The organism is Streptomyces sp. NPDC086554 (assembly GCF_040686095.1).
In the GTDB taxonomy this organism is placed as follows: domain Bacteria; phylum Actinomycetota; class Actinomycetes; order Streptomycetales; family Streptomycetaceae; genus Streptomyces.
On sequence record NZ_JBFBJK010000024.1, the window covers coordinates 72447 to 95784 of the forward strand.

The following is a 23338-nucleotide window of genomic DNA, read 5'->3' on the forward strand; positions in this document are numbered from 1 at the left end:
GGGGGGAATCTACGACGGGCGGCAGGTCAGGACTGCTGCGGGGCCAGTTCGATCAGGCGGGTGATCAGCTCGGCGAAGAGGCCGTCCGCCGGTTCGTCGGCGAGCACGGTGCGCAGGATGTCCGCCATCTCCTCGTCGAATGCCGCGCTCACCGCGGTCAACGCCGCGAAGTCGTGGACCAGTTGGAGTTCGAGCTCGGCGCGCGGCATGCGGCGTCCGTCGAGCCAGATCAGCGCCGTGGACTCGGCGAGCGAGATCCAGGAGCGGATGACGAGTTCGAGCCGCGCAGGCGGGTCCGTGACGCCCAGGTGGGCGAGGATCTGGACGTACGCGGCCTGGCGCACCGAATCGATCAGCGCGTTCGTCGTCGACGAGCCGACCGCGGGGCCGCCGCGCATCAACGCGGAGAAGCCAGGTCCGTGGCCGTCGACGAAATCGAAGAAGCGGCCCATCACCCGCAGCAGCCGAGCCCCCAGCGGGCCCTCCCGCGGCTCCACGAAACGCTCGGCGAGATCGTCGGCCGCGCGCTGCAACGCCGCTTCGTACAGGCTGAGTTTGCCCGGGAAGTAGTGGTAGACCAGCGGTCGCGAGATGCCCGCGGCCGCCGCTATCTCGTCGATGGACACATCGTCGGGCGAGCGGTGGCTGAACAGGTCGAGGGCGACCCCGATCAGCTGCTGCCGCCGCTCTTCGACACCCATTCTGCGGCGCACCCCGGTAGTCATGCGAACACCTTACCGAGCGGATCCGGCCGTCCAAGGGCCGGTCCGCCCCAACTGTTCACATGTCGAGGACGATTGTTCACATGTCGAGGACGATGCGGCCCCCGTTCGCCCGTGACACGCATATCAGCATCGAGTCCGCGCGCTCCGCGTCCGTGAGCAGCTCGTCGCGGTGGTCGATCTCCCCTTCCAGGACTCGCTGTTGGCACGTTCCGCAGAATCCCTGCTCGCAGGAGTACAGGGTGTCGGGCAGCTCCGCGCGCACCGCGGCGAGGACCGTGGAGTCGGCGGGCACGTCGATCGTCCGTCCGCTGCGGCGCAGTTCGACCTCGAAGGGTTCGTTGCCCTCGGTGGACGTATGGGGCGTGAACCGCTCCAGGTGGAGTGCGCAGCCTTCGGGGACGCGCTCGGCGACCGCGTCCATCAGGCCCTCGGGACCGCAGACGTACACAGCGGTGCCCGGCCGCAGTCCGGCCAGGAATCCGGTCAGGTCCGGTTGGCCGCCCTCGTCGTCGGCGGCGACCGTGACCCGGTCCGCCGCCGCGCCGCCCAGCTTCTCGACGTCCTCTAGGAACGGCATGGAGGCACGCGAACGGCCCCCGTACAGCAACCGCCATGCGCGCCCCGCGGCCTCGACGGCCCGCAGCATCGGGAGGATCGGCGTGATGCCGATGCCGCCCGCGACAAAGACGTACGCATCGGCGTCGGCCAGCGGGAAGCGGTTGCGTGGCCCGCGGATCTCGACCTCCACCCCCTCCTGAAGCTGCTCGTGCACCTCGCGCGAGCCGCCGCGGCCGCCCTGCTCCGCGCCGATAAGACGGGTCGCGACGGTGTACGAGGACGAGTCCTCGGGGTCCCCGCACAGCGAGTACTGGCGGACGAGACCCGACGGCAGCACGAGGTCGAGGTGGGCGCCCGGCTCCCACGGCGGCAAGTCATCGCCTTCCAGGCGCAGTTGTACGACACCGTCGGCGACCTTCTCGTGGCGGGTGACCAGGAGCCGCAGCGCGCGGGAGCGCGGGCGTCCCGATATCGGCTCCTCCAGGGCGGGCAGCGGCCACAGCGGCGAGGCGTCGATGCGGCGCCGCATCGCCCGCCTTGCGAGGACGGCCGCGCCCGCGACGAGCAGGACGGTGCGGATGCGGGGCATGTCAGCGGGCTCCGTTCGTCGCGGCGCCGGCGGCGGTCGCCGCGGGCGATGAGGCGAGATAGGCGAGAGCCTGCTCGGTGCTGCCCTCCTGGGAGGGGTGGTAGCCGCGGCTCAGATAGCGCGGGATGGAGCGGATCATGTCCTGGGTCGTCGGCAGCGTGCCCTGCCTGCCGCTCTTGTAGAAGTCCTTGAACGAGGCCTTGCCGCCGATCAGCGTCGGGTCGTTCTCCATGAAGAACCGCGCCCCGCGCTGCCAGAGGAACACCAGGGCGGTGAAGGCCGTGGCCCAGGTCCTCGCGCGCCGCCGGTAGCTGCCGTCGACGTGCATGAACAGCTCGAAGGCGACGGAGCGGTGCTCGACCTCCTCCGCGCCGTGCCAGCGCAGCAGATCCAGCATGGTCGGATCGGCGCCGCGCCGGTCCAACTCCTCGGCGTTCAGGACCCAGTTGCCGAGGAAGGCGGTGTAGTGCTCGATCGCCGCGATCATCGCGACGCGCTCCATGAGCCACCATTTGCGGGCCTTGCCCGGCGGCAGCGTCCTGTCGCCGAGCAGCTTCTCGAAGAGCCAGTCGACCTGGGCGGTGTACGGCGTCGGGTCGAGGCCCTGCTCCTTGAGGTGGGGCAGCACCTCGTCGTGGGCCTGCGAGTGCATGGCCTCCTGGCCGATGAAGCCGATCACGTCCTCGCGGAGCCGCTCGTCGCGTATGTACGGAAGCACTTGCTTGTACACGTGGACGAACCAGCGTTCACCGGCGGGCAGCAGCAGGTGGAGGACGTTGATCGTGTGCGTGACGAAGGGGTCGCCCGGCACCCAGTGGAGCGGGGTGTTCTCCCAGGAGAAGGAGACTTTGCGTGCCTTGAGCGCGGTGTGCTCGGACGCGACGGGCTCGGGCGCCCGGCTCTGCGTATTAGACATGGCGTCAATGTACTGATGGGTAAGTCTCCGGGTACAGGTGTGTGCAGCGGTTTCTTCGGCGGCTGCGCTAGCGGCCCGAGGACAGCCGCAGGGCCAGCAACGCGACGTCGTCCTCGCGGTCCCGGCCGAAGCAGGCCAGGAGGCTGTCGCACAGGGCGGCGAGACCGGCCGGCGCGGCCGCCGCCGCGATGCGCAGGCGTTCCATCGAGACCGCCAGGTCCGTACCCCGTGTCTCGATGAGCCCGTCGGTGACCATCAGGAGGCGGTCCTTCGCCGCGAGCACCATCTCGCTCGGCGGCGGCCTGTCGAGGCCGAGCCCTAGCAGCGGGCCCCGCGCCGACACGTACGCCGCCACGCCCTCGTCCCGCACGAGCAGCGGCGGGATGTGCCCGGCGTTGGCGATCAGCATGCGCCCGGTCGCGGGGTCGACCAGGCTGAGGCACATCGTGGCCGTCACGTCCGGGTGGTAGTGCTGGAGCATCCGGTCGAGGCGGCGGGTGAGCGCTCCGGGGTCGGGGTCCTCGACGCAGTAGGCGCGCAGCGCGTGGCGGATCTCCACCATCACGGTGGCCGCGTCGAGCGAGTGCCCCACGACGTCGCCGATGCCGGTGAGGACGCCGGCGGGCGTGGCGAGCGCCGCGTAGAAGTCGCCGCCGATCTCGGTCTGGCGGGACGCGGGTTCATAGCGGACGACGACGTCCGTGCCCGGCAGCCTGGGCAACTTGCCCGGCAGGAAGCTGCGTTGGAGGGTGAGGGCGATATGGCGTTCCTCTTGGTACATCAGCAGCGGCTCCGCGGCGAGTGCGGTGGCGTGCGCGAGCCGTCCGACGAGCCGGGCGGCCTCAGCGGGCCCCTCCTCGCCGTACGCGGGGGTCGCGAGGGAGACCAGCGTGCGCCCTTCGCGCAGGCGGGCCAGGACGAGGCGGGCGTTCTCCGGCGTCCCGTCGCACCACTGTCCGGTGCGCCCCACCGGCCGGAAGAACCCGGGCGGCCACAGCGGCGCGGGCACCACCGTGTCGCGCACGCCCGTCCGCCCCGCCATGACGCGGCGCATCAGCCGGCCCACCGCCTCGTGCGCCGCGTCGTCCGGCAGCGAGGTGGCGAGCCTGGTCCGGGAGAGCCCCCGGTACAGCTCGCCGTCGTCGTCGAGCACGAACGCGGCGGCGGGCGCGGCGGTCAGCCGCTCCGTACCGGCCGCCGCCGCGTCGGCGAGCTCGCCCAGGCAGCGCGCCGACTGCACCTCACGGATGAGACCGGCGAGCAACGCGAGGCGCCCCGCCCGCAGTTGGGCATCGCTGCGGCAGCGCGCCCCGCGCGCGGCGGCCCGTACGACCGCCTGGATCTCCTCGGGTTCGGCGGGCACCGTCAGATAGGACTCGCCGCCCACGTCGAGCCCCTGGCAGCGCTCGGCCGCCTCGCGCGCCACCGCGGAGAAGTGGACGACCGGCAGGGCGGCGATCGGCGGCGACAGCTTCATGCGGCGGCAGAGTTCGTAGCCGCTCATGTCGGGCAGGCCGACGTCCACGAGCGCGACGTCCGGCAGCTGCCCGGCGCGCAGCAGGGTGTCGAGCTCCGTCAGGGCCTCGCGCGCGCTGGCGGCGAGGACCACCCGGTGTCCCGCCCTGCGCAGGACCGCGCTGAGGGCGTATCTGGTGGCGGCCACGTCGTCGACCACCAAGACCGTGCTGACCGTACCCACTGCCGTGCTCTCGACGCTCACGCGGACCGCCCCTCGGGGCGCGGACGGGGCGGACCCCCTCGGCCCGCCCCACCACGCTATCGCTCCTGGTCACCCTCCGGGGGCGGACGGGAACACTGCGCCCCCGTGACACTCCAACTGCAAGAAGGCCTCGTGACCTTCGCCTTCCGCCCGACGTTCATCGAGATGTCCGCACCCCGTATCCCCGAGGGACTTCATGACCCAGCACCTCACGGCCGCCCTTCCCGCCGACGCCTCGTCCGACGCCGCCGCGCGCCGTGAGTGGTGGCGCGAGGCCGTCATCTACCAGGTCTATCCGCGCAGTTTCGCCGACGGCGACGGCGACGGCATGGGCGATCTGCCGGGCGTCACGGCCCGCCTCCCCCATCTGCGGCGGCTCGGCGTCGACGCGGTGTGGCTCTCCCCCTTCTATGTGTCCCCGCAGGCCGACGCCGGGTACGACGTGGCGGACTACCGCGCGGTCGACCCGATCTTCGGGACCCTGCCGGACGCCGACGATCTCGTACGGGAAGCGCACGCGCTGGGCCTGCGGGTGATCGTCGACGTGGTGCCCAACCACTGCTCGGAGCAGCACGACTGGTTCACGCGGGCGCTGCGCGAGGGCCCGGGTTCGGCGTGGCGGGAGCGCTTCCACTTCCGTCCCGGCAAGGGCCCGGACGGCTCCGAGCCGCCCAACGACTGGGAGTCCGTCTTCGGCGGCCCGGCGTGGACGCGGGTGGCGGACGGCGACTGGTATCTGCACCTCTTCGCGCCCGAGCAGCCCGACTTCAACTGGGAACACCCGGCGGTGCACGAGGAGTTCCGCTCCGTCCTGCGCTTCTGGCTCGACCTCGGCGTCGACGGCTTCCGCATCGATGTGGCGCACGGCCTGATCAAGGCGGCGGGCCTGCCCGACATCGGCCACGCCGAGCAGGTGAAGCTGCTCGGCAAGCAGGCGGTGCCGTACTTCGACCAGGACGGCGTGCACGAGATCTACCGCGAGTGGCGCCAGATTCTCGATACGTACGCAGGTGAACGCGTTGCCGTCGCCGAGGCGTGGACGCCGACGGTGGAGCGCAGCGCGCTGTACATCCGCCCGGACGAACTGCACCAGGCCTTCAACTTCGAGTATCTGACGACGGGTTGGGACGCCGCCGCGCTGCGTGCCGTCATCGACCGCTCCCTCGACGCGATGAACGCCGTGCACGCGCCCGCGACCTGGGTGCTCTCCAACCACGACGTCGTACGGCACTCCACCCGCTTCGCCGACGGCGACGCGGCCCGCGGCCTGCGCCGGGCCAGGGCGGCGACGCTCCTGATGCTGGCGCTGCCCGGCTCGGCCTACCTCTACCAGGGCGAGGAGCTCGGCCTGCCCGAGGTCACCGAACTGCCGGACGAGGTGCGCCAGGATCCCGCGTTCTTCCGTACGACGGGGCAGGATGGGACGCGCGACGGGTGCCGGGTGCCGCTGCCCTGGTCCGGGGAGCGTGCGCCGTTCGGCTTCGGTCCTGTCGAGGGCGGCCCGAGCTGGCTTCCGCAGCCGGACAGCTGGAAGGACCTGTCCGTGGCGGCCCAGGAGGGCGACCCCGGCTCCACCCTGGAGTTCTACCGCCGTGCGCTCGCCGTGCGCCGCGAGCACCCGGCGCTCGGCGCGGGCCGCCAGGTGGAGTGGCTCGACGCTCCCGAAGGCGTCCTGGCCTTCCGCCGCACGACGCCCGGCGGCACGCTCGTCTGCACGGTGAACCTCACCTCCGAAGCCGTCACGATCCCCACGCCCGGCAGCGTGCTCCTGTCGAGCGCGGACCTGGATCCTGCCTCCGCCGAAGCGGCCGTCCCCGCGGATTCGACGGTCTGGTGGGCAGCCTGAGATGTGACCGGTACAGTCCAATCCTGTGACCGCACGACTGGCCGACATCGCAGCGCAGGCGGGGGTCAGCGAGGCGACGGTCAGCCGGGTGCTCAACGGCAAACCGGGCGTCGCCGCGGCCACCCGCCAGTCCGTGCTTGCCGCGCTCGACGTGCTGGGCTACGAACGTCCGGTGCGGCTGCGGCAGCGCAGCGCGGGTCTCGTCGGCCTGATCACCCCGGAGCTGGAGAACCCGATCTTCCCCGCGCTCGCCCAGGTCATCGGCCAGGCCCTGACCCGCCAGGGGTACACACCGGTGCTCGCGACGCAGACGCCGGGCGGCTCCACGGAGGACGAGCTGACGGAGATGCTGGTGGACCGCGGCGTCAGCGGCATCATCTTCGTCTCGGGCCTGCACGCCGACACCACGGCCGACATGGGGCGTTACGACCAGCTGCGCGCCCAGGGCGTGCCGTTCGTCCTGGTCGACGGCTTCTCCCCCAAGGTGCGGGCGCCCTTCATCTCGCCGGACGACCGCGCGGCGACGCGCCTCGCGGTCACCCACCTCGTCTCCCTCGGTCATACGCGCATCGGGCTCGCCCTGGGCCCGAAGCGGTTCGTGCCCGTACAGCGGAAGATCGAGGGCTTCGTACGCACGATGCGGGACCAGCTCGCCCTGACCCCCGAGGCCATCGAGTCGGAACTCGTCGAACACTCGCTGTACACGCTGGAGGGCGGACAGGCAGCGGCGTCCGCTCTTCTCGACCGCGGCTGCACGGCCGTCGTCTGCGCCAGCGACATGATGGCGCTCGGGGCGATCCGGGCGGCACGGCAGCGCGGACTCGAGGTCCCGGACGACGTCTCGGTGGTCGGTTTCGACGACTCCCCCCTGATCGCGTTCACCGATCCGCCGCTTACCACGGTGCGCAAACCGGTGCCGGCCATGGGCCAGGCGGCGGTGCGTACACTCCTCGAGGAGATCGGCGGCACCCCCGCTCCGCACAGTGAATTCGTGTTCCTGCCCGAGCTGGTGGTTCGGGGTTCAACAGCCTCTGCCCCTGGGGGACGAACTCGTCCATAGGGCGTAGGGAATGCGACCTGAACCAGACCTTGGGATGATCGGTCATAGGGTGGGAATCTGGCAGACTCTGTGCCTATGGGTGAGATGACGTGACGACACTGGAAGGCCGGGAGCGGCCCACCACATCACCCAATGCGGGCGAGGAGACCGACCGCACGGGGCGGACATTCGTGAGCCGGTTGCGCACGCCCCGGCGCCCGCGCCTCTGGTTCGAGATCCTGCTGATCGCGGTGAGTTACTGGACGTACTCCCTGATCCGCAACGCCGTGCCGGAACAGAGGTCACAGGCCCTGAGCAACGCCGACTGGATCTGGCAGGTGGAGCACCACCTGGGTCTTGCCATCGAGGAGAGCGTCAACCACGCGGTGAACTCGGTGACATGGCTCATCGTCGGCATGAACTACTACTACGCGACGCTGCACTTCGTGGTGACGCTGGGTGTCCTGGTGTGGCTGTTCCGTAAGCATCCGGGTCGTTATGCGGCGACGCGCATGGTGCTCTTCGCGACGACGGCGGTGGCCCTGCTCGGCTACTACCTGTATCCGCTCGCACCCCCGCGCCTGATGAACGGCAACGACTTCATCGACACGGTCCTGGTCCACCAGACCTGGGGCTCCATGGCCTCCGGCGACCTCAAGCACATGTCGAACCAGTACGCCGCGATGCCGTCGATGCACATCGGCTGGTCCCTGTGGTGCGGCCTGACGATCTTCGCCCTGGCCTCGGTGCCATGGGCGAAGGTGCTGGGCCTGCTCTACCCGACGGTGACGCTGGTCGTCATCGTGGCGACCGCCAACCACTTCTGGCTGGACGCGGTGGGCGGCATGATCTGCCTCGCGTTCGGCTTCGCGGTGGCGTGGGTCTGGTACGGGAGCATGCCGTACTCGCTGCCGAGGGAAGTCGCGCTGCGGGACGAGAGGGCTTCCCTCGCCCCACCACTGAAGGTGTGAGGCGCGGTGCAGCCTTCGAGCGCCTGGAGCCCCGTGCCCCCCTGCGAGGGACCGGCCGCCCCGCGGGTCTCGATGTGCTCGATCCGGTGCGCGAGGCGCCCGCTCGGGCCGAGCCCCGCGACGGTGTCGAGCACGTGCCGCACGGCGTACGTGTACGCCGCCGGGTCCGGTGTCCATCACATGGGCGCCGGTCAGGCCGGTGGCCGCCATGCCGGAGAGCAGCTCGACCAGGCGGGTGCGGCGCTCGGCGTACGAGGGCTTGGGCGGCGTGCTCGATGAGGTGACCGGTAGGGCGCCCCCGCGCGTCGCAGACGACGCCGGCCCGCTGGGCGAACTCGCGCGGTCCTTCGCCCCCCGCCGCGCGCAGGGCGGTGCGGAGCTCATGGTGCTCGGCTCGGCGCTCGATCCGGCCGCGCCGGGCGGCCGCCGGGTGCGCGTGCGAAGCGGCGGCATACTCTGGGCGCCCGTCCGCACTGTCTGGGAGAGTCATGACAAGTAGGTTCACCGAGCTGGCCGTTGACTGTCACGATCCGGAGAGGCTCGCGGAATTCTGGTGCGAGGTCCTGGGCTTCAAGGTGATCGACCGGAACGAGGGCAAGGTCGAGATCGGCTCCTGGGTACCGACCGTCGAGGATGTCCGGGCCCGCCAGATGCCGCCCACCCTGGTGTTCCTCCAGGTGCCCGAGGGTAAGTCGGTGAAGAACCGGCTGCACCTCGATGTCAGTCCGATCGACCGCAGCACCGATGACGAGGTGACCAGGCTGCTCGCCCTCGGCGCCACCACAACGGATGTGGGCCAGGGATCGGACCGCAACTGGGTGGTCATGGCCGACCCCGAGGGCAACGAGTTCTGCGTCCTGCGCACGCTCGCGCCGCAGAGCTAGGGCGCGCAGGCACCCCCCCTACGCCCCGTAGAACCTCTCCTCCACCACGGCCCGCGCCCGCCGCGTGATGCGGCGGTAGTCGTCCAGCATGTCGCCCACATGCCCGGGGCCGTAGCCCAAGTACCGTCCTACGGCGGCCAGTTCACGGCCGTCCGACGGGAACGTGTCGCCCGCCCGGCCGCGCACCAGCATCACCGCGTTCCGTACGCGCGTCGCGAGCACCCAGGCCTCGTCCAGGATCGCCGCGTCCTCCGTCGGGATCAGCTCGGCCGCGCAGGCCGCCGCCAGGGCCTCGCGGGTGCGGGTGGTGCGCAGGCCCGGTTCGGCCCAGCCCTGCTCCAACTGCAGGAGCTGGACGGTCCATTCGACGTCCGAGAGGCCGCCGCGGCCCAGCTTGGCGTGCAGCGTCGGGTCGGCGCCGCGCGGCATCCGCTCGGCCTCCATACGGGCCTTGAGGCGGCGGATCTCACGGACCGCGTCCTCGCCGAGACCCTCGGCCGGATAGCGCAGGGTGTCGATCAGATCGATGAAGGCGCGGCCCAACTCGGCGTCGCCCGCGACCGGTTCGGCGCGAAGGAGCGCCTGGGACTCCCAGACGAGGGACCAGCGGCGGTAGTAGGCCTCGTACGACTTGAGCGTACGCACCAGGGGACCGCTCCTGCCCTCCGGGCGCAGGTCGGTGTCGATGAGCAACGGCGGGTCGGAGGAGGGGAGTTGGAGCAGTCGGCGCATCTCGGAGACCACCTTGGCGGCGGCCTTCGCGGCCGAGTGCTCGTCGACTCCCTCGCGGGGCTCGTGGACGAACAGGACGTCGGCGTCCGAGCCGTAGCCCAGTTCGTGGCCGCCGAAGCGGCCCATGCCGATGACCGCGAAACGGGTGGGCAGCTCGTCGCCCCAGCCCTCGCGGACCACCGCGCGCAGGGTGCCCGCGATCGTCGCCGCCGTCAGGTCCGAGACCGCGTCGCCCACCAGGTCGACGAGCGCCCCGGGATCGGCCTCAGCGGGGCTCTCCTCGGTGCCGTACGACCCGATGATGTCGGCGGCGGCGGTGCGGAACAGTTCGCGGCGGCGGACCCCGCGCGCGGCGGTCACCGCCTGCTCGGCGCCGTCCGCACGGCCGACCGCCGCGAGGACCTCCTGCTCCAGGTGGGCGTGGTCGCGGGGTTCGAGGCCGCGGGGGTCGCCGAGGAGGGCGACCGCCTCGGGGGCGCGCAGGAGGAGGTCGGGAGCGAGGCGGCCCGCGGACAGGACGCGGGCGAGGTTCTCGGCCGCCGCGCCCTCGTCCCTCAACAGCCGTAGGTACCAAGGGGTCTTGCCGAGCGCGTCGGACACCTTGCGGAAGTTCAGCAGGCCCGCGTCGGGCTCCGCCGAGTCCGCGAACCAGCCGAGGAGGACCGGGAGCAGGGTTCGCTGGATCGCCGCCTTGCGGGTGACGCCGGAGGCGAGCGCCTCCAGGTGGCGCAGGGCCGCCGACGGGTCCGCGTAGCCGAGGGCCACCAGGCGTTGGCGGGCCGCCTCCGCGCTCAACCGGATCTCGCCGGGGGCGAGTTGGGCCACCGCGTCGAGGAGCGGGCGGTAGAAGAGCTTCTCGTGCAGGCGCCGCACGACCGTCGTGTGCCGCTTCCAGGCGCGGTTCAGCTCGGTGATCGGTTCCGTCCGCATGCCCAGGGAGCGGCCGATGCGCCGCAGGTCGGCGTCGTCCTCGGGGACCAGATGCGTGCGCCGCAGCTTGAAGAGCTGGATGCGGTGCTCCAGGGAGCGCAGGAAACGGTAGGCGTCGTCGAGCTGGACGGCGTCCACCCGGCCCACATAACCGCCGGCGGCCAGCGCGCCGAGGGCCTCAAGGGTCGAGCCGCTGCGCAGCGACATGTCGCTGCGCCCGTGCACCAACTGCAGGAGCTGTACGGCGAATTCGACGTCCCGCAGGCCGCCGGGACCCAGCTTCAGCTCACGGTCGACCTCGCCCGCCGGAATGTTCTCGACGACCCTGCGGCGCATCTTCTGCACGTCGGGGACGAAGTTGTCGCGCTCTGCCGCGTGCCAGACGAGCGGCGCGAGCGTGGCGACGTACTCCTCACCGAGCTCCAGGTCACCGGCGACCGGGCGGGCCTTCAGGAGCGCCTGGAACTCCCAGGTCTTGGCCCACCGCTGGTAGTAGGCGAGGTGGCTGCTGAGCGTGCGCACCAGCGGCCCATTGCGCCCCTCCGGGCGGAGGTTGGCGTCGACCGGCCAGATCGTGCCCTCGACCGTGGTCTCCGAGCAGATCCGCATCATGTGCGAGGCGAGCCGCGTGGCGGCCTGCAGCGCCTTGCCCTCGTCGGCGCCGTCGGCCGCCTCGCCGACGAAGATCACGTCGACGTCCGACACGTAATTCAACTCATGTCCACCGCACTTGCCCATCGCGATGACCGCGAGCCTGCACTGCGCGGCGTCCGCGGGCGCCGCAGTCCTGGCCATGGCGAGCGCCGCGCGCAGCGTCGCCGTCGCCAGGTCGGCGAGCTCGGCCGCGGCCTCTGCGACGTTCGTCGTGCCGCAGACGTCGCGGGCCGCGATGGCGAGCAGACAGCGGCGGTAGGAGACCCGCAGTGAGACCGGGTCGGTGGCGTCGGCGAGGCCGCGCTCGAACTCCTCGACACCGGGGTGCAGATCGGCCGCCTCGTACGTGACAAGGGCCCGCCAGTCACCGGGATGCCGGGCCAGATGGTCGGCGAGGGCCTCGGACGCGCCGAGCACCCCGAGCAGCCGGTCACGCAGCGGCTTGGCGCTGACCAGAGTGTCGAGCAACTCGCGGCGGCTCGTCTCGTCCGGCTGCGCCTCGACGAGCCGGACCAGACCGAGCAGCGCCAGATCCGGGTCGGCGGCCACGCCCAGGGCGTCGAGCAGCAGCGGGTCGGAGCGCAGCGCGGCCAGCTCGGGGGCGCCGAGCAGCCGCTCGGCGGCCGACGGGTCGGTGAAACCATGCCGCAGCAGCCGCGTGAACGTACTGCTTCTGCGCCCTTGCGGCACCGTCATGCCCGCCTCCGTTCGATCACTCCTCGCCCGAGCCTACGGCCTCACCGATGAGTTCCGCCCGCGTGCGCGGTCCGTACTTGGACGGGAGCATGGTGGCGGTGACAGGAGGCGGATCATGACCGGCAGGCAACCGCGTACCGAACTGGACGCCCGGTACAGCAGCGAGGGCGCGTCCGCGACGCCGTGGCCCGACGCGCTGCGGCAGCTGCGCACGGCCGAGCTGTTCTGGATCTCAACCGTGCGTCCCGACGGACGCCCACACGTCACCCCGCTGCCCGCGGTGTGGCTGGACGGCGCCCTGCACTTCACCACAGGCCCCGAGGAACGCAAGGCGAGGAACCTCGCGGCCAACCCCGAGGTGGTGCTGACCACCGGCACCAACCGCTGGGACAAGGGGTACGACCTGGTCGTCGAGGGCGCCGCGGTCCGCATCACCGACGAGGACCGGCTTCGGGTCCTCGCGGCGGCCTGGGAGGAGAAGTACGGCAGCTTCTGGCACTACGAGGTGCGCGACGGCTGCTTCCACCACGGCGCCGGCCACGCGTACGTCTTCGAGGTGGCACCCCGCACCGCCTTCGGCTTCGGCAAGGGCGAGCCCTTCAGCCAGACGCGGTGGCGTTTCAAGCGCTGACAGCGGGGCCAGTCCCTGCTGTACTGCCGCACATGGAATACACACTCGAGGTGATCCCGCTCCCCGTCAGCGACGTCGACCGGGCCAAGGAGTTCTACCGCGACAAGCTCGGCTTCCATGTGGACATCGACACGGAGGTCATGCCGGGCATGCGCATCGTCCAGCTGACCCCGCCGGGCTCCGGCTGTTCCATCGCCCTGGCCGACACGCTCTGGGACACGATGGAAGGACCGACGCCGGCCGCGGGCTCGTACCAGGGCCTCCAGTTGTGCGTCTCGGACGCGAAGGCGGCGTATGCCGAGCTGACAGCACGCGGGTTGGACATCACCGAGCCAGTGGCTCACGCGCCGCAGGATGGCGGGACGTTCATGTACTTCAAGGATCCCGATGGCAATGGCTGGGCCATCCAGGAGTACAGGGTGCGGGCGTCTACACCTCTGCGGGACGCGATCGTCAGCGCCCCGTAGGGGCGCGGGGAACTGCGCGCTCAGCCGACGAAAAGCCGCAGTCGCGTCTGCCGAATTGCTCGGCCGACGCGACTGCGGCTTTTCTGTGGTTGCTCGCGCAGTTCCCCGCGCCCCTTACGGGGCTTTACAGCACCGGCAGGTTCTTCCTCAGCTCAAAGGCCGTGACCTCACTCCGGTACTCCTCCCACTCCTGCTTCTTGTTCCGCAGGAAGAAGTCGTAGACGTGCTCGCCGAGCGTCTCGGCGACCAGCTCGCTGCGCTCCATCAGCGCAATCGCCTCCCCCAGGTTCTGCGGGAGCGGCTCGATGCCCATCGCGCGACGCTCGCCGTCACTCAGCGCCCAGACGTCGTCATCGGCGCCCGGCGGCAGCTCGTAGCCCTCCTCGATGCCCTTGAGGCCCGCGGCGAGCAGCACGGCGTACGTCAGGTACGGGTTCGCGCCCGAGTCGATCGAGCGGACCTCCACCCGTGCCGAGCCGGTCTTGCCGGGCTTGTACATCGGGACGCGGATCAGCGCGGAGCGGTTGTTGTGGCCCCAGCAGATGTACGAGGGTGCCTCGCCGCCCGCGCCCGCCGTGCGCTCCGAGCCGCCCCAGATGCGCTTGTAGGAGTTCACCCACTGGTTGGTGACCGCGGAGATCTCGGCGGCGTGCTTCAGGAGGCCCGCGATGAAGGAGCGGCCGACCTTGGAGAGCTGGTACTCGGAGCCCGACTCGTAGAACGCGTTGCGGTCGCCCTCGAACAGCGACAGGTGCGTGTGCATACCGCTGCCCGGGTGCTCGGAGAACGGCTTCGGCATGAAGGTCGCCTGCACGCCCTGCTCCAGGGCGACCTGCTTCATGACCAGGCGGAAGGTCATGATGTTGTCGGCCGTGGACAGCGCGTCCGCGTACCGGAGGTCGATCTCCTGCTGGCCGGGAGCCCCCTCGTGGTGGCTGAACTCGACCGAGATGCCCATCGATTCGAGCATGGTGATCGCCTGCCGGCGGAAGTCCATGCCCACGTTCTGCGGGGTGTGGTCGAAGTAGCCGGAGTTGTCGGCGGGGGTGGGCCGCGAGCCGTCCAGCGGCTTGTCCTTCAGGAGGAAGAACTCGATCTCGGGGTGGGTGTAGAAGGTGAACCCGAGGTCCGAGGTCTTGGCGAGGGCCCGCTTCAGGACGTAGCGCGGGTCCGCGAAGGACGGTGAGCCGTCCGGCATGAGGATGTCGCAGAACATCCGGGCGGTGCCGGGTGCCTCCGCGCGCCAGGGCAGGACCTGGAAGGTCGAGGGGTCCGGCTTGGCGATCATGTCCGATTCGTACACCCGGGCGAAGCCCTCGATGGCCGAGCCGTCGAAGCCGATGCCCTCGTCGAAGGCCTGCTCCAGCTCGGCGGGTGCCACCGCGACCGATTTCAGGAAGCCGAGGACATCCGTGAACCACAGGCGTACGAACCGGATGTCGCGCTCCTCCAGAGTCCGGAGCACGAATTCCTGCTGCTTGTCCATCTTCCGCTTCCACCCATCCTTGCTGGTCAGGCCGCCTGCGTCCGCGCTGTGTTCGCGCTGTGTTCGTACCTGGGGACACATCGGGGCTCATGAGCATCCCACCACACGGTTTCGAGCGCATTGCGGAGCTCGTGCCGCCCTGTGCCCATAGTGCCTGCTGATCGGCGCCCCCGTAACAGCGGGCCGCCCTTGAGTCCCCCTACAGCCCGTCCGGCCCGGCCACTACCATCGGCGGGCCGAGCGCGCCCGAGACCGCAGGGGCCGCGGAACGCCGTGCACTCCCTCGTACGTCCAGGGCAAGCAGACCCCTGAGCCGGCGTCCACCACCAGCAGGCCGTCGAGATGTCGTACATCGTGCGGGACCGCACCGAGGGATGGCGACGAATACGGAGCCGGACACTTTCAGCCCGGGCTACGCCAGCCTCGGCAACTCCTCCCGCGACAACCGCCCCCACATCCGCTCCCCCCGCACAAACCGCTCCACCTCCCCCACCGCGTACTCCCCCAACCTCCGCACCTCACTCCCCTGAGCCCCCGCGATATGCGGGGTCACCAGTACGTTCGGAAGCACAAGCAGCGGATGGCCCACCGGCAGCGGCTCCGGGTCCGTGACGTCCAGGAAGGCGTCCAGGCGCCCCGCCCCGCACTCATCGGCCAACGCCTCCGTATCGACGAGCGAGCCCCGCGCCGTGTTGATCAACGTCCCCCCGTCCGGAATCAGCTTCAGCATCTCCGCGCTCACCATCCCCCGCGTCTCGGGCAGTTGGGGCGCATGGACGCTGACGATCGAGCTGCGGCGGCACAGCTCGGACAGTTCCACCAGCTCCGCGCCGAGCCCGGCGGCCTCGTCCGCGGTGACGTAGGGGTCGGTGAGCAGCACGCGCCACCCCACGTCGGACGTCCGCAGCCCGGCGATCACCCCGCGCCCGATCCGGGACGCCCCGATGACGCCGACGGTACGGGCGTCCGCGCCCACCCGCCCGGTGAACGGCGGCCACCCCGCGCTGTAGCCGGCGGCGGTGGACAGCGCCCCCTTCGCGGCGAAGGTGATCGCGGCGAGGGTGTACGCGACGGCAGGACCCGCGTTGGCGTCGGCCGCCGAGGACACGACCACACCGCGGTCCCAGAGCGCATCCGTCACCACGGGTTTCACCGATCCGGCGGCATGCACGAGGGCCCGCAGCCGGGGCGCGTACGCAAGGACCTCCGCCGTGACCGGCGGGCAGTTCCAGCCGGTGACCAGGATCTCCGTCTGTGCGAGCACCGCCCGCGCATCGGGCCCGGTGAGCGACCCGGTGAGCAGGGCGGGCGCCAACTCCACGCTGTGGGCGAGCCGTTCGCGGATGTCCGGCGCGAACACCCGCTCCGCCACATCGGCGCTCATGGCGAGTGCCGTGATCGGCGGGCCCGACAACCGGCCCGCCCACTGGCCCGTCAGCTCTGCCTGGTCTGCCTGGTCTGCCTGGTCTGCCACGCGTGACCGCCCATCGTAGTAACCGTTTACCCAACAGCGCCTGGAGGCTAGGCCGAAGTCGGGACGGTGGTCAAGAGATCGCGGGGCCAAGGGAGTTGACCTGGGTTAGTAACCGCTTTAGATTCCGGTCACCTTGTTCCGACGACGGAGGGGCTGCCGTGTCAGCGGTGACGAAGGAGCGGACGGAAACCGAGGCGGTGAAGCCGCCCGGCAAGCGCAGCACCATGCCAAATGGCAACAAAACCAGGCGTGATGAGCGATGGAAGCGGTTTCGCGCCTCGCGGGTCCTGCTGCTGCTCATGGTCCCGGGGGTCGCGTACTTCCTGGTCTTCCACTACGGCGCGTTCATCGGCAACGCCGTCGCCTTCAAGGAGTACGTCCCCTTCGACGGCCTGTGGGCAAGCCCCTGGGTCGGCCTCGAGAACTTCGACCGGATGTTCGGCGATCCGGATTTCTGGCACGCGACCTGGAACACCCTCTTCCTCGCGGTGCTCCAGCTGGTCTTCTTCTTCCCGGTCCCGCTCGGCCTCGCCCTGCTCCTGCACAGCCTGACCTCGGACCTGACGCGGCGCTTCGTGCAGTCGGTGGTCTATCTGCCGCACTTCCTGTCGTGGGTCATCGTCGTCGCCCTCTTCCAGCAGGTGCTCGCCGACACGGGCCTGCTCAACTCCGTACTCGGGCAGGCCGGTCTGCACTCCGTCGACATCATCGGCAACCCGGACGCGTACCCCGCGCTCGTCGTCGCGCAGGTCGTCTGGAAGGACGCGGGCTGGGGCACGATCATCTTCCTCGCCGCGCTGATGCAGGTGGACGAGCAGCAGTACGAGGCCGCCGCCATCGACGGCGCGGGGCCCTTGCGCCGCTTCTGGCACGTGACGCTGCCCGCGATCCGGCCGGTCGTCATCCTGCTGCTGATCATGCGGCTCGGCGACATTCTCTCCGTCGGCTTCGAACAGATGCTGCTGCAACGGCAGTCGGTCGGTCCTGAGGCCGGAGAGGTCCTGGACACCTTCGTCTTCTGGCAGGGCATCGTCGGCGGCGACACCGGATACGCCGCGGCCGCCGGCCTGTTCAAGGGCGTGGTCGGCGCGATTCTCGTCTTCGCGGCCAACAAGGTCGCCCACCGCCTCGGCGAGCAGGGGGTCTACAAGTGAGCACGACGACCGTGAAGTCCGCCCGAGCCACGAAATCCGCCGCGGCACGCCCCATACGCCCCGCCTGGATGGAGCGGCCGAAGCCCGTCACCCAGGTCGCCAAGTTCCTCGCGATCATCACCATCCTGGTCCTGGTCTTCGTCCCCTTCCTCGTCATCATCTCGACGTCGTTCGCATCGAACCGCGAGGTCGTCGCCAACGGCGGCTGGGTGCTCTGGCCCGAGCACCCGACCCTGCGCGCCTACGAGCAGGTCTTCGCGGGCGGCATCGTCTCCAAGGCGCTCGGGGTGAGCACCGGCGTGACGATCATCGGCACCCTCGCCTCGCTCGCGTGCACCACGTTCCTGGCGTACGCACTGAGCCGCCCGAACGTGTACGGCGGGAAGCCGATCCTGCTCGTCGTCCTGTTCACGTTCCTCTTCCCGCCCGGCATGATCCCCGCGTTCCTGCTGGTCAAGGGCGCGGGAATGCTGGAGAGCTACAGCGCGCTGATCGTTCCCGTACTCATCAACGTCTTCAATCTCGTCGTGCTCCGCGGCTTCTTCCAGGGGATCCCCGAGGAGATGTACGAGGCGGCGCGGCTCGACGGCGCGGGCGACTGGCAGATCCTGTGGCGGATCGTGCTCCCGCTCTCCAAGGCGGCCCTCGCGGTCGTCGGCCTCTTCTACGCGGTCAGCTACTGGAACGCCTGGTTCCATGCCTCGATCTATCTGGAGTCCGACCACTGGCCGCTCCAGCAGGTCCTTCGTACGTACGTGATGGGCGGCTCCCAGATCGCCGATACGGGACTGAGCGACGCCTCGAACGTCTCGGCCCCGCAGACGATGCAGATGGCCGTCCTGGTGATCGCGACCGTGCCGATCCTGATCGTCTACCCCTTCCTGCAGAAGTACTTCACCAAGGGCGTGCTCACCGGCGCCATCAAGAGCTGAGCCACCTCCCGCATCCAGAACTGAGCCAACTCCCGTGATCCCCCGAAAGGTTGACACCGTGTCCGGTTCCTCGATGTCGCGCCGTACGCTGCTGCGTTCCATAGCCGTCGGCGGTGCCGCCGTCGCCGCGCCCTCCCTGCTCACCGCCTGTTCCACCGAATCCGGCGGCGGCGGTTCGGTCTCCAACGCCAACAAGAAGGCCGCGCCCTGGCCGACGTACACGGCCGCCAAGGGCCCGACGCCCGATCTCGCGCCGAGCGCCGACGGCGTACAGCCCGGCTTCACGAAGTACCCCGAGAAGCTGGTGCGGGCCACGGCCGAGAAGCCGGGCACCGGCAAGCAGAAGATCAAGGTCATGACCATCACCTACGGCACCCCGCCGAAGCCGGTCGGATCGAACAAGTTCTGGCAGGCGATGAACGAGGCGCTCGGCGTCGAGGTCGAGTTCTCGGTGGTGCCGGACGCGGACTTCCGCTCCAAGATGTCCACGCTGATGTCGGGCGACGACCTCCCCGACATGATCAACTTCGGTGGCGGGTACGTCCTGCCGCGCGAGTCGCAGTTCGTGAAGTCCCGGTGCGCGGACCTGTCGGAGTATCTGTCCGGGGACGCGGTCAAGGACTACCCGAACCTCGCCAACATCCCCACGTACGCCTGGGAAGGCATGGGCCGGGTCGCGGGGCGCATCTACGGCCTTCCGGTCGAGCGGGCCAAGGTGCAGGGCGCGATGTTCATCAACCGCGAGGCCTTCGACAAGGCGGGCTACAAGCCGGGGATGGCGGCGACCGACTTCCGGACGATGGCCGAGGAGGCGTCGCAGAACAAGAAGTACGGGCTCGGTGCCTCGTCGGTCGGCTTCTTCGGCTATCTCTACCACGCGATGTGGCACGGGGCGCCGAACCAGTGGCAGATCAAGAACGGCAAGGTCACCGACATGTACGGGACCGACGAGTTCAGGGCCGCGCTGGAGTTCATGTCCAAGATGCGCAAGGCCGGATCGTACAACTCCGACGCCACCTCGATCTCCCAGGTGGACCTCAAGACCCAGTTCTACAACGGCACGGTCCGCTCGATGACGGACGGCTGGGGCGCGGCGCTCTCCAACGCGCAGGGCATCAAGGACGAGTTCACGCTGGACACCGCCGTTCCGTACGTGGTCGACGGCGCGACGCCGGTCTACCAGCAGAACCGCGGCTGTTTCGGCTACACCGTCATCAAGAAGGCCTCCAAGGACCGCGTCAAGCTGATGCTGCGGGTCCTGGACTGGCTGGCGTCCCCCTTCGGCTCGAAGGAGTACGAGCTGATGCACTCGGGCGTCGAGGGCACGCACTTCGAGTACGACAAGAACGGCGACCCCATCCCCAACTCCCTGGGCCTGGTGGAGAACAGGACGAACCTGCCGTTCTCCTACCTCATGGACGCGCCGCAGCCCCTCTACTTCCCCGGCTTCCCCGACCTCACCGAGCGGCTGCACACCTGGGAGAAGGCGGTCGTGCCGAACCTCGTGCGCGACGACCACTGGGGTCTGATGTCGGACACGTACAACCGGCAGGGCGCGTCGATGCAGCAGATCATCGACGACGGGGTCACCGCGATCGTCTCCGGCCGCAAGAAGCTGTCGGACTGGGACGCCGTCTACCAGAAGTGGCAGGCGCAGGGTGGCGACAAGTCGCACGAGGAGTTCGCCAAGGAGTACGAGGCCGCGCACTGACGCGGGCCGTAGGGGCGGGATGATGGCCCCGGACACTGCCTACTTGACGTACTCGACGTACTTGGCGCTTTTGAGGAGACACTGTGGGTGAGCGGGTCACCATCCGTGATGTGGCGGCGCGCGCCGGAGTCTCCGTCGCGACCGTCTCGCGGGTGCTCGCGGGCAACTATCCGACGTCCACGGCGTCGCGGGGCAAGGTCCTGCGGGCCGTCAAGGACCTCGACTACGTCGCCAACGCGCACGCGCGCGCGTTGGCGGGCGCGGGCCGCAAGACGATCGCGGTGCTCACCTTCGACGTGGTGAGCTCCTTCTTCGCGCATGTCGCGCAGGGCGTGGAGATGGAGGCCGCCCAGCGCGACAGGCTCACGCTGGTCGCGTCGACGGGCAATGATCCGGCCCGTGAACTGGCCCTGGTCCAGATGATGCGCGAGCAGGCGGCCGAGGCGGTGATCCTGGTGGGCGGGGTCATCGAGGACGACGAGTACCGCGAGCGGATGGCGCGGTACGCGGAAGCGCTGGCAGCGGCCGGCTCCCGGCTCGTCCTGTGCGGTCGTCCGGCGCCGGCCCCGGACGTCCCCGCGCTGGTCGTCGAGTACGACAACGAGGCGGGCGCGTACGCGATCACGAGCCACCTGCTCGGGGCAGGCCACCGCAAGATTGCCCTGATCGGCTACCAGCCCGGCCACACGACGGGCGAGGACCGGGTCGCCGGCTACCTCCGCGCGCTGTCCGACCACGGGGTGCCGCGCGAGGAGGCGATCCTGCACGGGATCGGCTTCGGCCAGCACAACGGGTACGAGGCGATACGGGACCTTCTGGAGAAGGCGGACGGGCGGCCGGAGTTCAGCGCGGTGTTCGCGGGCGACGACAGGGTGGCCGCGGCTACGGTGGTGGCCCTGCGGGAGCGGGGGCTTCGGGTGCCGGAGGACATCTCGGTGGTCGGCTACAACGACGACCCCGTGGCGGCGGACATCACTCCCGGGCTCACCACGGTCCACATCCCCGCGGAGGAGATGGGCCGCACGGCCGTGCGACTTGCGTTGAGCGGGTCGCCCCGGGCGGGGCAGGAGAGGCATCTCCTGGGGACGCATATTGTGATTCGGGAGAGTGTGCGGGGGCTTCGACTGGGCTGACTCACCCACCCACCCGCCCGATCACCCCGCAGCCTCGCCTGCACGAACAGACCTCTCCCACCCACCCACCCGATCACCCGGCAGTTACCCGCCTCCCCCGGAGTGGGCGGGTACCCCCGGTATGGGCGGGCACCCCACACGGGCAGATCCCACCCGGGCCGTCCTCGTTGTGGGCAGGGGCCCGCACGGGCAGATCCCACCCAGGCCGTCCCCGTCGTCCGCAGGGGTTCCGCACGGGCGGGTCCCACCCTGCCCGCCTCGTCGTGGGCAGGGGTTCCGCACGGGCGGCCCCACCCAGGCCGTCCCCCTCGTTGCGGGCAGGCGCCCCGCACGGCAGATCCCACCCAGGCCATCCCCGTCGCCGGCAGGGGTTCCGCACGGGGCGGACCCCACCCAGGCCGCCCTCCCCGTCGTGGCCACGCACCCCGCACGGCAGATCCCACCCAGGCCATCCCCGTCGTCCGCAGGCACCCCGCATGGGGCGGGTCCCGCCCAGGCCGTCCTCCTCGTTGTGGGCAGGTGTTCCGTGCGGCGGAACGGGTGGGCGCAACGGCGTCGCTGCCGGGGCCAGGTGGCGCGTGCCGGGCTCAGTGTGGGGTGGCCAGTACCGCATCCGCCACGTCCGCAGGGCTGTCCCGCATCACCAGGTGGCCCGAAGGCTCCGCGACACGGAACTCCGCGCCGAGCGCCGCGGCCAGTCCCCGCTGCCGGTAGAGCCACCGCACCGAACCCCGGGAGTACGCGGCGAGCACCGTCACCGGCAGCCCCTCCGGGAGGGGGAACTTCCCCCGCAGAGCGGCCAGTTCGCGTGCGATGTCGCCGTACGTCGCGTACTCGAGAAGTGCACCCGGCACCAGGACACGCCGCACCCCTACCGGCCCCGCCACCCGAGACACCCCCACCCCCCGCAGCACGGCCCCGCCGACCCGCGCACCCCCCACCCGCACCCCGCGAGGCACCCGCACCCGCCCCAGACGACCCTCGACGCTGGAGTCGACGAGGACGAGCCCCGCCGTACGCGCCGGGTACAGCCGGGCGAACGACTCGGCGTGGAACCCGGCGAGTGAATGTCCGACCACCGTGACCGGCCCCGGAAGCCCCAACGCGTCCAGTACCCCGGCGATCCGCCCCGCCTCACCCGCCAGGGAAGGCGGCACGCGCGCGTGCCCGCTGAGCCCGAGCCCCGGCCGGTCGAAGCGGACGACGGTCCGCCACGGGGAGAGCAGCTCCGCCACCGCGTCCCAGTCGGACGAAACCAGGCCGAGCCCCGCGCTCAGCACACACACCGGCCCCTGCCCGGCCACCTCCACGTGATGCCGCACTCCCCCGACCCTGACGAACGACGACGTCACGAGCGCACTCGCCACCGCCGCGCCACCGCCCGGGCGAGCAGCCCGAGCCACACCGCGATCAACAGCACCTGAAGCCGCTGCCCGAGCCCCGGCGCCCCTGTCCCGCGCCCCGCGTCGAAGGCGGCCATGGCGGCCAAAGTCCAGGCGGTGGCCGCCAGTTCGAGGAGGACCAGGACGACGCCGAGTGGTCCCGCCAGGGACGGCAGGATCCCGCACCGGCGGGAGGCGATCGTCAGCAGAACCATCCCCGCCAGCGCCCCCGCCACGGCGACCCCGCTGCTGCCCACGTGCGCGGCATGCGTCCAGGGCACCCGCCCCGCCCCCTCCCTGGCCGCGCACGCCGCGTCGGCGGTCGGCGTACAGCTCAGCGGCAGCCGCGAGTCGACTGCGGTGGCAGCCCCGAAGAGGGCGAGCCCCGCCCACCCGAGGACGGCGAGCAGCCTGCGCCGCAGCCGCAGCCGCAGCCGCAGCAGCGCACCGACCGCTCCGGCCAGGATCAGCACCCCGGCGATCAGGTCGGTCGTACGCAGCAGCGTCCCGTAGGGCTGGTCCTGGGCGGCGAGTTCACTCACGTACGAACTGACCGGCGAGAGCCCTGTGTCGAGGGGGATCTCCAGCAGCCAGGCGCTGTAGGCGACCGCGCCGAGTGCCAGCAGGAGCGCGACGGGAGCGGCACTCCCGGGGGTGGCGACACGAGGCTCCGTCGACCTGGTCCGCATGGACGCGTACGCGCTACTC

General features: G+C 70.7%; 19 protein-coding genes and 1 pseudogene. 10 read left to right on the plus strand and 10 right to left on the minus strand.

Annotation, left to right across the window (positions count from 1 at the left end; translation table 11 throughout):
• Positions 1-26: 26 nt before the first annotated feature.
• From AB0O76_RS33230 to AB0O76_RS33245, 4 genes are all read right to left on the minus strand, one after another.
• Complete coding sequence (locus tag AB0O76_RS33230) at positions 27-725, minus strand: TetR/AcrR family transcriptional regulator (RefSeq protein ID WP_365498927.1); 699 nt, start codon at positions 723-725, stop codon at positions 27-29.
• A 76-nt stretch (positions 726-801) separates the two neighbouring features.
• A complete protein-coding gene (locus AB0O76_RS33235) occupies positions 802-1872 on the minus strand; it encodes a PDR/VanB family oxidoreductase (protein WP_365498930.1) in 1071 nt (356 codons plus the stop codon).
• A 1-nt stretch (position 1873) separates the two neighbouring features.
• Positions 1874-2788: a metal-dependent hydrolase gene (locus AB0O76_RS33240; RefSeq protein WP_365498932.1), complete on the minus strand. Its 915-nt coding sequence runs from the start codon at positions 2786-2788 to the stop codon at positions 1874-1876.
• Between the two features lie 67 nt (positions 2789-2855).
• Positions 2856-4508, minus strand: a complete 1653-nt coding sequence (locus tag AB0O76_RS33245) for a fused response regulator/phosphatase (protein ID WP_365498935.1) — start codon at positions 4506-4508, stop codon at positions 2856-2858.
• A 196-nt stretch (positions 4509-4704) separates the two neighbouring features.
• Here AB0O76_RS33245 and AB0O76_RS33250 point away from each other — a divergent pair, with 196 nt between their 5' ends.
• From AB0O76_RS33250 to AB0O76_RS33260, 3 genes are all read left to right on the plus strand, one after another.
• The gene (locus AB0O76_RS33250) at positions 4705-6354 is read left to right on the plus strand and encodes a glycoside hydrolase family 13 protein (RefSeq protein WP_365498937.1); all 1650 of its coding nucleotides are present in this window, start codon (positions 4705-4707) and stop codon (positions 6352-6354) included.
• Positions 6355-6379: 25 nt separating this feature from the next.
• Complete coding sequence (locus tag AB0O76_RS33255) at positions 6380-7414, plus strand: LacI family DNA-binding transcriptional regulator (RefSeq protein WP_365498940.1); 1035 nt, start codon at positions 6380-6382, stop codon at positions 7412-7414.
• Positions 7415-7503: 89 nt separating this feature from the next.
• Positions 7504-8364, plus strand: coding sequence for a phosphatase PAP2 family protein (locus AB0O76_RS33260; protein WP_365498943.1), 861 nt, complete (start codon positions 7504-7506; stop codon positions 8362-8364).
• Between the two features lie 159 nt (positions 8365-8523).
• Here AB0O76_RS33260 and AB0O76_RS33265 read toward each other — a convergent pair.
• Positions 8524-8722: pseudogene (locus AB0O76_RS33265) on the minus strand (amidohydrolase); the annotation flags it as partial.
• Between the two features lie 130 nt (positions 8723-8852).
• Here AB0O76_RS33265 and AB0O76_RS33270 point away from each other — a divergent pair.
• Positions 8853-9248, plus strand: a complete 396-nt coding sequence (locus AB0O76_RS33270) for a VOC family protein (RefSeq protein ID WP_365498946.1) — start codon at positions 8853-8855, stop codon at positions 9246-9248.
• A gap of 18 nt (positions 9249-9266) precedes the next feature.
• On the opposite strand, the gene AB0O76_RS33275 is transcribed toward AB0O76_RS33270, so the two are convergent.
• Positions 9267-12260, minus strand: a complete 2994-nt coding sequence (locus tag AB0O76_RS33275) for a bifunctional [glutamine synthetase] adenylyltransferase/[glutamine synthetase]-adenylyl-L-tyrosine phosphorylase (RefSeq protein WP_365498949.1) — start codon at positions 12258-12260, stop codon at positions 9267-9269.
• A 115-nt stretch (positions 12261-12375) separates the two neighbouring features.
• On the opposite strand from AB0O76_RS33275, the gene AB0O76_RS33280 reads away from it, so the two are divergent.
• Positions 12376-12891 (plus strand): pyridoxamine 5'-phosphate oxidase family protein, encoded by a 516-nt coding sequence (locus tag AB0O76_RS33280; protein ID WP_365498952.1) that lies wholly within the window; start codon positions 12376-12378, stop codon positions 12889-12891.
• A 32-nt stretch (positions 12892-12923) separates the two neighbouring features.
• Positions 12924-13358 carry a VOC family protein gene (locus tag AB0O76_RS33285; RefSeq protein ID WP_365498955.1) on the plus strand — a complete coding sequence of 145 codons (435 nt, stop codon included), beginning with the start codon at positions 12924-12926 and terminating at the stop codon, positions 13356-13358.
• A gap of 124 nt (positions 13359-13482) precedes the next feature.
• Here the strand turns inward: AB0O76_RS33285 and AB0O76_RS33290 are convergent, their stop codons facing one another.
• Entirely contained in the window at positions 13483-14844 is a 1362-nt protein-coding gene (locus AB0O76_RS33290) for a glutamine synthetase family protein (RefSeq protein WP_135335056.1), read from the minus strand.
• A 412-nt stretch (positions 14845-15256) separates the two neighbouring features.
• Positions 15257-16318 (minus strand): hydroxyacid dehydrogenase, encoded by a 1062-nt coding sequence (locus tag AB0O76_RS33295; protein ID WP_365498958.1) that lies wholly within the window; start codon positions 16316-16318, stop codon positions 15257-15259.
• A 299-nt stretch (positions 16319-16617) separates the two neighbouring features.
• Here AB0O76_RS33295 and AB0O76_RS33300 point away from each other — a divergent pair, with 299 nt between their 5' ends.
• The 4 genes from AB0O76_RS33300 (at position 16618) to AB0O76_RS33315 (ending at position 21248) form a co-directional block, all read left to right on the plus strand.
• A complete protein-coding gene (locus AB0O76_RS33300; protein WP_365499135.1) occupies positions 16618-17472 on the plus strand; it encodes an ABC transporter permease subunit in 855 nt (284 codons plus the stop codon).
• Positions 17473-17540: 68 nt separating this feature from the next.
• Complete coding sequence (locus tag AB0O76_RS33305; RefSeq protein ID WP_365499138.1) at positions 17541-18404, plus strand: carbohydrate ABC transporter permease; 864 nt, start codon at positions 17541-17543, stop codon at positions 18402-18404.
• A 58-nt stretch (positions 18405-18462) separates the two neighbouring features.
• Complete coding sequence (locus AB0O76_RS33310) at positions 18463-20115, plus strand: extracellular solute-binding protein (RefSeq protein ID WP_365498961.1); 1653 nt, start codon at positions 18463-18465, stop codon at positions 20113-20115.
• 83 nt (positions 20116-20198) lie between these two features.
• Positions 20199-21248: a LacI family DNA-binding transcriptional regulator gene (locus AB0O76_RS33315; protein ID WP_365498964.1), complete on the plus strand. Its 1050-nt coding sequence runs from the start codon at positions 20199-20201 to the stop codon at positions 21246-21248.
• Between the two features lie 587 nt (positions 21249-21835).
• Here the strand turns inward: AB0O76_RS33315 and AB0O76_RS33320 are convergent.
• Both AB0O76_RS33320 and AB0O76_RS33325 read right to left on the minus strand, forming a co-directional pair.
• On the minus strand, positions 21836-22570 hold the full coding sequence (locus tag AB0O76_RS33320) for an alpha/beta hydrolase (RefSeq protein ID WP_365498967.1): 735 nt from the start codon (positions 22568-22570) through the stop codon (positions 21836-21838).
• Between the two features lie 26 nt (positions 22571-22596).
• The gene (locus AB0O76_RS33325; RefSeq protein WP_365499141.1) at positions 22597-23319 is read right to left on the minus strand and encodes a DUF998 domain-containing protein; all 723 of its coding nucleotides are present in this window, start codon (positions 23317-23319) and stop codon (positions 22597-22599) included.
• Positions 23320-23338: the final 19 nt, after the last annotated feature.